This window comes from Arthrobacter sp. SRS-W-1-2016, assembly GCF_002009585.1.
GTDB classification, from domain to species: Bacteria; Actinomycetota; Actinomycetes; order Actinomycetales; family Micrococcaceae; genus Arthrobacter; species Arthrobacter bambusae_A.
This window is the reverse complement of sequence record NZ_MTPV01000078.1, coordinates 55847-65640: the sequence shown is the minus strand read 5'-3', so window position 1 is coordinate 65640 and position 9794 is coordinate 55847. Positions and strand designations below refer to the sequence as shown.

The following is a 9794-nucleotide window of genomic DNA, read 5'->3' as shown; positions in this document are numbered from 1 at the left end:
GCGACAGCCTCCTGGAAACCCGGGCCTCCGACGTCGTCGGCCGCTTTCTCCGCCAGCGACCTCAGCGCCGCCACGGCACCGTCCAACACGGCCTGCCGGCCGCCCCGGCCGCCCGGGCCGGGAGGATCCAGGAACGCCAGCCCGCCCGGGACTCCGGCAAGATGCGGAAGACGGGCATGACGGGACACCCCGAAAAGCCCGCGGGACGCAAGGCCCTGCCGCTTGTCGAAGTATCCGATCGCTTCCATGGAAACACTCTGCCAGGAGGCTACGACAAAAAAGGTCCGTCGCTCAGAGGGCATACACGAGCAGCCTGACCGCACTTACGGCTGGCTCGTCGTCGTGTTCGCTTAGTCCGTCCCAGCTTCCGCGCTGTCGCGCAGGGGCGTTATGGCGCCAGGCGTGCTGCTCTCCCCGATAACCACCGCCAGGACCCCGAGCCCGGCGTGGGCCGCCAGAACGGCTGGCAGGGCACTGATCTGTGCCGGCGGGCAACCGGGGCAGTTTTCCGCAAGCCGGGCCGCGAGGCGCTCTGCCTCCGCCAGGTTCCCAAAGTGATGCACGGCGAGCCGCGATTGCCCTGCAGGCCGGGCACTAACATCCGCTGCAACGATTTCTTCGAGCCGCGCGACGGCCTTCGCAGCCGAGCGCACCTTCTCGAGCGGCACGATCTTGCCGCCGTCGACCGCGAGGATCGGCTTGATGGACAGCATCGTCCCGAGCCAGGATGCGGCGGTGCCGATCCGTCCGCCGCGACGCAGCTGCTCGAGGCTCGGCACATAGAAATAGACCTTGGTGCGGGCCAATCGCTCCTCGGCGAAGCGCCGGACTTCCGCTGCCGAGCGGCCGTCTGCGGCGGCAACCAGCGCGCTTTGGACGCCCATGCCTTGGGCCATTCCCACAGTGCGGGAGTCAATGACTTCAACGGGGATCGAGACACGATCAGCGGCCATCAGGGCTGCATCGGCGGTGCCAGACAGCCCTGCGGAAATGTGGATGGAGACGACGGCTTCGAAACCGCGGTCCCGGGCGGCGAGATAAGCCTGTTCGAACTGGCCCGGTGAGGGCCTGGACGTCTTCACGGACGATCCCGCAGCCAGTGCAAGCGCGAGCGTCTGGGTGATGTCGTCCTCCCCCTCGCCGTAGATCTCCTCGCCCACCATGACTGGCATCGGCACGACGGCGAGGCGGCCGTCTGCAACGAACGCCTTGACCCAATCGGCAGGGAGAGCGGCAGCGGAGTCGGTGACGACGGCGGTGCGGACGACGGCGGGCGCCGGCTCAGTTCCGGCGCGGCCCGGCGTCGTGGACTGACGCAGGCGGGCCAAACGTTCCTTGAGCCACAACCATGCGGGTGGTTCGCGGTCCGTCAAGGGAGCCTCCTGGAGCTGGTGGCCGGCCGCCGGCAAGCGCCGGCGGCCGTTTTCCCGGCTAAGCCGGGACGATGTTCACCAGTTTAGGCGCGCGCACGATCACGGTACGGATGCCGCGGCCATCGAGTGCCCGCTGCACGTTGTCGCTGGCCAGGGCGAGCTCGCGCAGGGCGTCCTCACTGATGTCCGGCGAAACGTCCAAGCGGTCACGGACCTTGCCCTGCACCTGCACCACGGCTGTCACGGTGTCCTGGACAAGAAGCGAGGCATCGTGGGAGGGCCAGCCGGCGTTCGCCACCGAGGCCGGGTGGCCCAACTGGTTCCACAGGTCCTCGGCCGTGTACGGCGCGAAGAGGCTGAGGATGACCGCCACGGCTTCGACGGCTTCACGAACCGCGGGGTCTGCGCCACCGGCACCGGAGTCGATGGTCTTGCGGGTCGCGTTGACCAGCTCCATCAGCTTGGCAACCACGACGTTGAACTTGTTGTTGTCCAACAGCTCAGCGGCGTCGGCGATGGTCCTGTGGGTGACGGTGCGCAGCGCGCGGTCACCAGTGGAGACATCGACGCCGGGCTCGCTCGCCACGTCCTGGCCAAGGCGCCAGGCGCGGGCAAGGAACTTTGCTGAGCCCGACGGCGACACATCAGCCCAGTCGACGTCGTCCTCAGGCGGGGAGGCAAAGACCATGGTCAAGCGGACTGCATCGACGCCGAACTTGTCGAGTTGCTCGCCAAGATCCACACCGTTGCCCAGTGACTTGCTCATGGCCTTGCCGCCGTTGAGGACCTGCCCCTGGTTGAGCAGGGCGCTGAAGGGTTCGTCCGCGTCGAGCATGCCCATGTCGTGGATGACCTTGGTGAAGAAGCGCGCATACAGCAAGTGCAGGATGGCGTGCTCCACGCCGCCCACGTACTGGCCGACCGGCATCCAGTCGTTGATCTTGGCCGGATCGAACGGTCCCTCGGTGTAGTGCGGGGAAACGAAGCGCAGGAAGTACCAGGAGGAGTCAACGAACGTGTCCATGGTGTCCGTGTCGCGCTGGGCGGCCCGTCCGCAGTTCGGGCACTCGACGTTGACCCATTCGAGTGCCGCGGCGAGTGGAGACGTTCCGCGTGGCGAGAGTGCCTCGCCGCGCAGGTTTTCGGGCAGACGGACCGGCAGCTGATCGTCCGGCACCGGCACCTCGCCGCATTCGGCGCAGTGGATGATGGGGATCGGGGTACCCCAGAAGCGCTGGCGGCTCAGGAGCCAGTCGCGCAGGCGGAAGTTGACGAACTTCTCCCCTGTGCCCAACTTCTCCAGGATGTCGATGGCTGCGGGGATGGCTTCGGCCTTGGACAAGCCGTCCAGTTCGCCGGAGTTCATCAATGTGCCCTCGCCAGCGGTCGCAATGCCGGTCTCCGCCGGGTCTTCACCGCCGGTGTTCAGGACCGGGCGCACCGGCAGGTCAAAGGCGCGGGCGAAGTCGAGGTCGCGCTGGTCGTGCGCGGGTACGGCCATGATGGCGCCCGTGCCGTAGTCGGCGAGCACGTAGTCGGCCGCCCATACTGGCAGCCTTTCACCATTGAGCGGGTTGATGGCGTAGCGGCCGGTGAACACACCGGTCTTCTCGCGCTCAGTCGACTGGCGCTCGATGTCCGACAGCGCCTTGACCTTCTCGCGGTAAGCCATGAGGGAGTCGTGGTGTTCGGGCGTGACCAGGTCCAGCGCCAGGTGCGCATCCGCGGCGACGACGAAGAACGTTGCACCATACAAGGTGTCCGGGCGGGTGGTGAAGACAGTGACTTCGCGCTCGGCGCGGCCATCCGCGGCTTCGATGGCGAACCGCACGTGGGCGCCCTCGGAGCGGCCGATCCAGTTGCGCTGCATTGCCAGGACGCGCTCGGGCCAGTGCCCCTGAAGTTCGGACATGTCGTTCAGCAAGCGGTCGGCGTAGTCGGTGATCTTGAAGTACCACTGGTTCAGGGACTTCTTCGTGACAGGGGTCCCGCAGCGTTCGCACGCGCCGTTGACTACCTGCTCGTTGGCCAGGACGGTCAGGTCCTTCGGGCACCAGTTGACCGGGGAATCCTTGCGGTAGGCCAGCCCGCGCTCGTAGAAGCGCTTGAACAGCCACTGCGTCCAGCGGTAGTACTCCGGGTCCGAAGTGTGCAGCCGGCGGGACCAGTCGGCAGAGATTGCGTAACGCTTGAACGATGCAGCCTGCGTATCGATATTGGCGTACGTCCACTCGCTGGGGTGTGCGTTGCGCTTGATGGCGGCGTTCTCCGCGGGCAGGCCAAAGGAGTCCCAGCCGATGGGGTGCAGGACGTCGAAACCCTTCTGGCGGAGGTACCGCGCCACGACGTCGCCCATTGCGAAAGCCTCGGCGTGGCCCATGTGGAGGTCGCCCGAGGGGTAGGGAAACATGTCCAGGACGTAGCGCCGCTCGCGGGAGCCGTCGTCGACAGGAGTGAAGACTTTGAGGTCTTCCCAGACCTGCGGCCACTTGGCCTCCATCGAGGCGAAGCTGTAGACACCCTCCTCGGCCGCCTCGCCTGCCACTGTTGACTGTGCTCCGGTTTCTGTCTCCGGCTGAACGCTCACTGCTGCCCTCTTCTGTTCTTCCATGACGGTTTTGCCTCCTGCTCCGGGTCCCGGAAGGTCCCGGACACACAAAAGCCCCTCGGCAAGGAGGGGCGGCCGCTCGGTTCGCGATGGTCTAAATCGACGTATACCGGGCGGCTAGCTAAGCAGAAGGATCGCACGCATAAAGCCACCTTACCGCTTTGTTATGTGTAGTGTGCAAACACGCAACAGACGCCGCACATCGCGCCGGTGAGCAGCGCACTAGAAAAGGGGCCGGTGACTCCCCGCCATGGTGTGGTGGGCACCGCGAAGCGGGCGGGCGGGAGTTACCGGCCCCTTTTCGGGGCGAGTAGAACTAACTCGGCGGGCGGGGCAGGGGCCGCCCCATCGAAACAGGCGAGGCGGCCCCTAGCTTAGGCAAGCGCGGCCTCCCTCAACCGAGGTGAGGCCTACTTAACGTCCTCGTCCACCCAATCCATGGACTTGGTCACTGCCTTCTTCCAGAGGCGCATCTGGCGGTCACGCTCGGCGCCGTCCAGCTGCGGCTCCCAGCGCTTGTCCTCGCCCCAGTTCGAGCTGAGTTCGCCGAGGTCCTTCCAGAAGCCGACGGCGAGGCCCGCTGCGTAGGCGGCACCCAGGGCCGTGGTCTCCACGACCTTCGGACGGACCACGGGCACGCCCAGGATGTCTGCCTGGAACTGCATGAGCGCCTCGTTGGCCACCATGCCGCCGTCGACCTTCAATTCGGTTAGCGGAACGCCCGAGTCCGCGTTGACGGCGTCGAGCACTTCGCGGGTCTGGAAGGCGGTGGCCTCCAGGGCCGCGCGGGCGATGTGGCCCTTGTTGGCAAAACGGGTCAGGCCAACGATGGCACCGCGGGCGTCGGCGCGCCAGTACGGGGCGAACAGGCCGGAGAACGCGGGCACGATGTAGACGCCGCCGTTGTCCTCGACGCCGGCAGCCAGCGTCTCCACTTCGGGCGCGGAGCTGATCATGCCGAGGTTGTCGCGGAGCCACTGGATCAGTGAGCCCGTGACGGCGATGGAACCTTCGAGGGCGTAGTGCGGTTTGGCGTCGCCCAGCTTGTATCCGAGCGTCGTCAGCAGGCCGTTCTTCGAGTGGACGATTTCCTCGCCCGTGTTGAAGATCAGGAAGCAGCCGGTACCGTAGGTGTTCTTGGCTTCGCCTGCTTGGAACGCCGCTTGGCCGAACGTTGCTGCCTGCTGGTCGCCCAGGATGCCTGCGACGGGCACTTCGCGCAGCAGCTGCGAGGTGTGCACCGTTCCGTAGACCTCGGAGGAGGACTTGATGGCGGGCATCATCGACGCCGGCACGCCGAACGCATCCAGGATCTCCTGGTCCCATTGCAAGGTGTCGAGGTCCATGAACATGGTGCGCGAGGCATTGGTGACGTCCGTGGCGTGCACGCCACCGTCCACGCCGCCCGTCAGGTTCCACAGGACCCAGCAGTCGGTGTTGCCGAAGACGAGGTCCCCGGCTTCAGCCTTGGCACGCGCACCCTCGACGTTGTCCAGGATCCACTTGATCTTGGTGCCGGAGAAATAGGTAGCCAGGGGCAGGCCGACCTTTTGCTTGAACCGCTCGGGTCCGCCGTCCTGGCCCAGTTCGTCCACGATGGACTGTGTGCGGGTGTCCTGCCAGACGATCGCGTTGTAAATGGGCTCGCCCGTGTTCTTGTCCCACACGACGGCGGTTTCGCGCTGGTTCGTGATGCCGACGGCGGCGATGTCGTGCCTGGTCAGGTTGGCCTTCGACAACGCGGAACCGACGACCTCCCTGACGTTGTTCCAGATCTCCACTGGGTTGTGCTCTACCCAACCGGCCTGGGGAAAGATCTGCTCGTGCTCCATCTGGCCCGTGGAGACAATGTTGCCGGAGTGATCGAACACGATGGCACGCGAGCTGGTGGTTCCCTGGTCAATGGCGATGACGTATTGCGACATTGTGACGTCCTTGTCTGCTTGCTTTGGTGGATGCGGGATTGGTGTCTGAGCGGTGTACTACTTGGCGACCGTGGCCATGATCGGTATTGAGTGGGCGACGAGTCCGGCGATCATTCCACCCAGGAGCGGGCCCACGATCGGAACCCAGGCGTAGGCCCAGTCGCTGGAACCCTTGCCCTTGATCGGCAGAATAGCGTGGGCGATACGCGGACCGAGGTCACGGGCGGGGTTGATTGCGTAACCCGTCGGGCCGCCGAGCGAGGCGCCGATGCCGACGACGAGCAATGCCACCGCGAGCGGCCCCAGGCCGGAGGGAGTGCCTCCGAAGGTCAGGATCACGAAGACCAGCACGAACGTGGCGATGATTTCGGTGACGAGGTTCCAGGGGTACGAGCGGATGGCCGGTCCCGTGGAGAAGACAGCAAGCTTGCTGGCTGCCAAGGGCTCGGCGTCGAAGTGCTGCTTGTGGGCGAGCCAGGCGAAGACGGCGCCAAGGAAGGCACCGAGCAGTTCTCCACCGAAGTAGGTGAACGTGGATGCCGCACTCACGGCCACCCCCGGGGCGAACTCGGCCTTGCCGTCAACCAAGAGACCAAGCGTCACTGCCGGATTCAGGTGCGCACCGGACATGGCCGCCACGTATACACCGGCAAACACTGCAATGCCCCAGCCAAAATTCACCATCAGGAATCCGCCATTGTTGCCCTTTGTGCCCTTGAGCGCGACGTTTGCAACAACGCCACAGCCAAGGAGGGTAAGCATGCCGGTTCCGAACACTTCGGAAAGGAAAACAATTCCGAGAGACATCTTTGACTCCTCATTTTCTTCTGTTGTCAGCCCTGCAGGTTTTGTGGGGGCCGTTGGTCCGGCGTCTGTTTCCGCCGTCCCGGTTGCGGCCCTCCTTTGCCGAGCGGAGCACCGCAACCCTTGCGTCCGGGCTTCTTGCCCCGAACAATCAAGCTGATGTGACGTACATTACGTTCATGCGACGAGGCTGTGAACAGTCACGCCATGAAAACGCAGAAGCACCTCCTGCGCGTGATGGATTTCCGCTTCGCGCTTTGCTGCATCCCAGCCGAGCCGGACTGCGAGGACCTCGGCGATTTCGTTGAGGAGCTCCCCCGTCACGAGGCCCCGGAAGGCCAGCGAAGTGCGGCGGATGAGGACATCCACGAGGTGACCGATCTGCTCCTTGGCGGCCATGAACTCGAGCTCCCGAACGCTGAGCTCGTCCGTGGACCGGAGCTTCCGGTCCTCGCCTCCCTTGAGGTACGCAATGACGTCCTCGGCGCGGGTGCCATAACGTGTCAGCAGGCCGCTGACACGATCGGCACCGAGGCCGGGCGCCATGTGCTTCTTGACCCAGTCCTGGATTCCGTCCTCACTGTCCGGGAAACCCAAGCCGCCGCCGATGGCGAGTTTCGCCGTCGAAACCTTTCGCTCCATACCCAGTTCCCGGAGCACATCGTTGCTCAAGTGTTCGGCAAGGGCCCGGAAAGTGGTCCACTTTCCGCCGATCAATGAAAGTACGACGGCGGCCTTGCCGCCTTGGGCAACGGCCGCGCCGGACGCTTCCCGCGTGCTTCGCTCGATGCGGTAGTCGCGGGATACGAAGCCCGGCTGGGTATCGTCGTGGCGCGGGAGCGGTCGGACGCCGGCGAAGCTGTAGACGATCTGGCTGCGCTCGACCGTGATCGACGGGAAGACATGTCCGACGAGGTCGAAGAAGTAGTCGATCTCGGCTTCCGTGCACACGGCATCCTGGGCCATGTCCGCCTCGACGTCGGTGGTGCCGACCAGGACGCGGTCCCCCATTGGATAGATCAGGACGATCCGTCCGTCCGTGTGTTCGAAGAAGATCTCGCGGCCTCCGCACGCTGCGAGCAACTCCGGGTGGTCCAGGACAATGTGGGAACCCTTGGTTCCGCCCATGAATCGGCTCGCGGCCCCCATTGCCTCGTTGGTGAGGTCCACCCAGGCGCCGGTGGTGTTGACGATCACGTCGGCCTGGAAGCTGAATTCCTCGCCCGTGAGTTCGTCGCGCAGCACCACAGCCCCGGCTGAACCAGCGGCGGTGTCCGTCGAAACGAGGGAGACGTAATTGCTGGCCCGGGCGCTTCCGCCTGGTAAGCCGCCACCGATGCCCGCCTTTTCTCCGTCCTGCAGCACATCGAGCGTCAGGCGCTCCGGGTTGTGCACGGACGCGTCAAAGTAGGTGGCTGCGTACTTGATGCCGGGGTGCAACCGCGGCAATTCGGCCAGCGCCCTCTCCCTGCCGCGGAACTGGTGGCGCGGAACGCTGCCTCCGTCGCGGGAGAAGAAGTCGTACATGCCCAGTCCGAGCTTGATGAGGAACGCGCCGCGCTCCTTCGGCTTGCCTTGCTTGTGCGTGAGGAAGCGCGTGGGGGCGGACAGTATCCCGGAGAAGGTGCTGAAGATGGGGATGGTTGTCTGCAGCGGCTTGACGTAATGCGGGGCGATCTTCAACAGCCGGTTGCGCTCGACGACCGATTCCTGGACGAGCCGGAATTCCCCGTTCTCGAGGTAGCGGATGCCGCCGTGGATCATGTGGGATGAGGCGCCGCTGGCGCCCTGGCAATAGTCACCGCGTTCCACGAGGGCGACGTCCACGCCTTGCAATGCCAGATCACGGAACGTTCCGACGCCGTTGATGCCGCCTCCGATGATCAGCACCTGGGCCTTCGGCCGCTGGCGTAGTGCCGAAACCGAGGTCCGGAGTGGTGATTCTGCTGCGGAACCGGAATTGCTGGTGTATCCCAAAACTGCTCCCTTGGGCTTTGGTGTATGCGCTGCATCACTTGACGTCGCACCTTGCACAACTATTCTTCGAAGGAATGGAAAATGAAATCAAGCTATTTGCACAAACGTGCAGAACGGAACCGAGATGCCACGATCACGACATTCAGAGGCCCTTCGGGCGGCTCAGATGTACTACCTCCAAGACCTCACGATGGACGCCATTGCCCGCGAACTCCGGACCTCCCGCTCAACCGTCTCCCGACTGCTGTCCTCGGCCCGCGAATCGGGACTGGTCCAGATCCAGATCCGCAGTCCCCTTGATTCTGCCCCCGAACTGGAGCGCATGATCCGCAGCCACTACGGCGTCGATGTGCACGTGGTACCGGTCCTGGACACCTTGAACGAGGCGGAAACCCTGGACCGGGTGGCGACGCAGGCCGCACGCACCATCGGTCCCCTCGTCGATTCCAACGCCATCATCGGAGTGGCCTGGGGTGCGACCATCAGCGCCGTCAGCAGGCACCTGACCCGCAAGATCACGCACGGCAGCACTATCGTGCAGCTCAACGGCGCCGGCAACATGCAGACCACCGGCATCACCTATGCCAGCGACATCATGCGTCGTTTCGGCATCGCCTACGGGGCGCGGGTGGAACAGTTCCCGGTGCCCGCCTTCTTCGACCACGCCTCCACGAAGACCGCCATGTGGAATGAGCGCAGCGTCCAGCGAGTGCTCGACCTCCAGGCCAGGATGAGCATCGCCATCTTCGGTGTCGGCTCGGTGCATTCGGACTACCCCAGCCACGTCTACGCAGGCGGCTACCTCGATGAAACAGACTTGAACCTGCTTGCCAGCTTGGACGTCGTGGGCGATGTTGCCACCGTCTTCTTCCGTGCCGACGGCTCGTCCGACGGCATCACCCTCAACGAGCGGTCCACCGGCCCAAGCCACGAGCAATTGCGGCAGGTCCGCCGCCGCATTTGTGTCGTCTCGGGTGCCTCCAAGATCAACGGGCTGCGCGGAGCCCTTGCAGCGGGGCTGGCAACGGATCTGATCCTGGACGAGGCCACAGCGAAGCACCTGGTCAGTTTCGGCAGCCCTTCCTGAAAAACTGAAGGACCCTGAAA

The 9794-nt window shown here is 64.9% G+C and carries 7 protein-coding genes; 1 reads left to right on the top strand and 6 read right to left on the bottom strand.

Going from position 1 to position 9794, the window contains the following annotated elements; genetic code table 11:
* The 6 genes from BMF89_RS21165 to BMF89_RS21140 all read right to left on the bottom strand — a co-directional run.
* On the bottom strand, window positions 1-248 hold a 248-nt coding region (locus BMF89_RS21165; RefSeq protein ID WP_216353867.1), incomplete at its 3' end, for a hypothetical protein.
* 102 nt (window positions 249-350) lie between these two features.
* Window positions 351-1373, bottom strand: coding sequence for a DegV family protein (locus BMF89_RS21160; RefSeq protein WP_078109013.1), 1023 nt, complete (start codon window positions 1371-1373; stop codon window positions 351-353).
* A 58-nt stretch (window positions 1374-1431) separates the two neighbouring features.
* Complete coding sequence (gene leuS / locus BMF89_RS21155; protein WP_078109018.1) at window positions 1432-3960, bottom strand: leucine--tRNA ligase; 2529 nt, start codon at window positions 3958-3960, stop codon at window positions 1432-1434.
* 431 nt (window positions 3961-4391) lie between these two features.
* Window positions 4392-5906, bottom strand: coding sequence for a glycerol kinase GlpK (glpK, locus tag BMF89_RS21150; protein ID WP_078109012.1), 1515 nt, complete (start codon window positions 5904-5906; stop codon window positions 4392-4394).
* A 57-nt stretch (window positions 5907-5963) separates the two neighbouring features.
* Window positions 5964-6713, bottom strand: coding sequence for an MIP/aquaporin family protein (locus tag BMF89_RS21145; RefSeq protein WP_078109011.1), 750 nt, complete (start codon window positions 6711-6713; stop codon window positions 5964-5966).
* 174 nt (window positions 6714-6887) lie between these two features.
* Complete coding sequence (locus BMF89_RS21140; RefSeq protein ID WP_078109010.1) at window positions 6888-8687, bottom strand: glycerol-3-phosphate dehydrogenase/oxidase; 1800 nt, start codon at window positions 8685-8687, stop codon at window positions 6888-6890.
* A 124-nt stretch (window positions 8688-8811) separates the two neighbouring features.
* On the opposite strand from BMF89_RS21140, the gene BMF89_RS21135 reads away from it, so the two are divergent.
* Window positions 8812-9774, top strand: a complete 963-nt coding sequence (locus BMF89_RS21135) for a sugar-binding domain-containing protein (RefSeq protein ID WP_078109017.1) — start codon at window positions 8812-8814, stop codon at window positions 9772-9774.
* The last annotated feature ends 20 nt before the right edge of the window (window positions 9775-9794 follow it).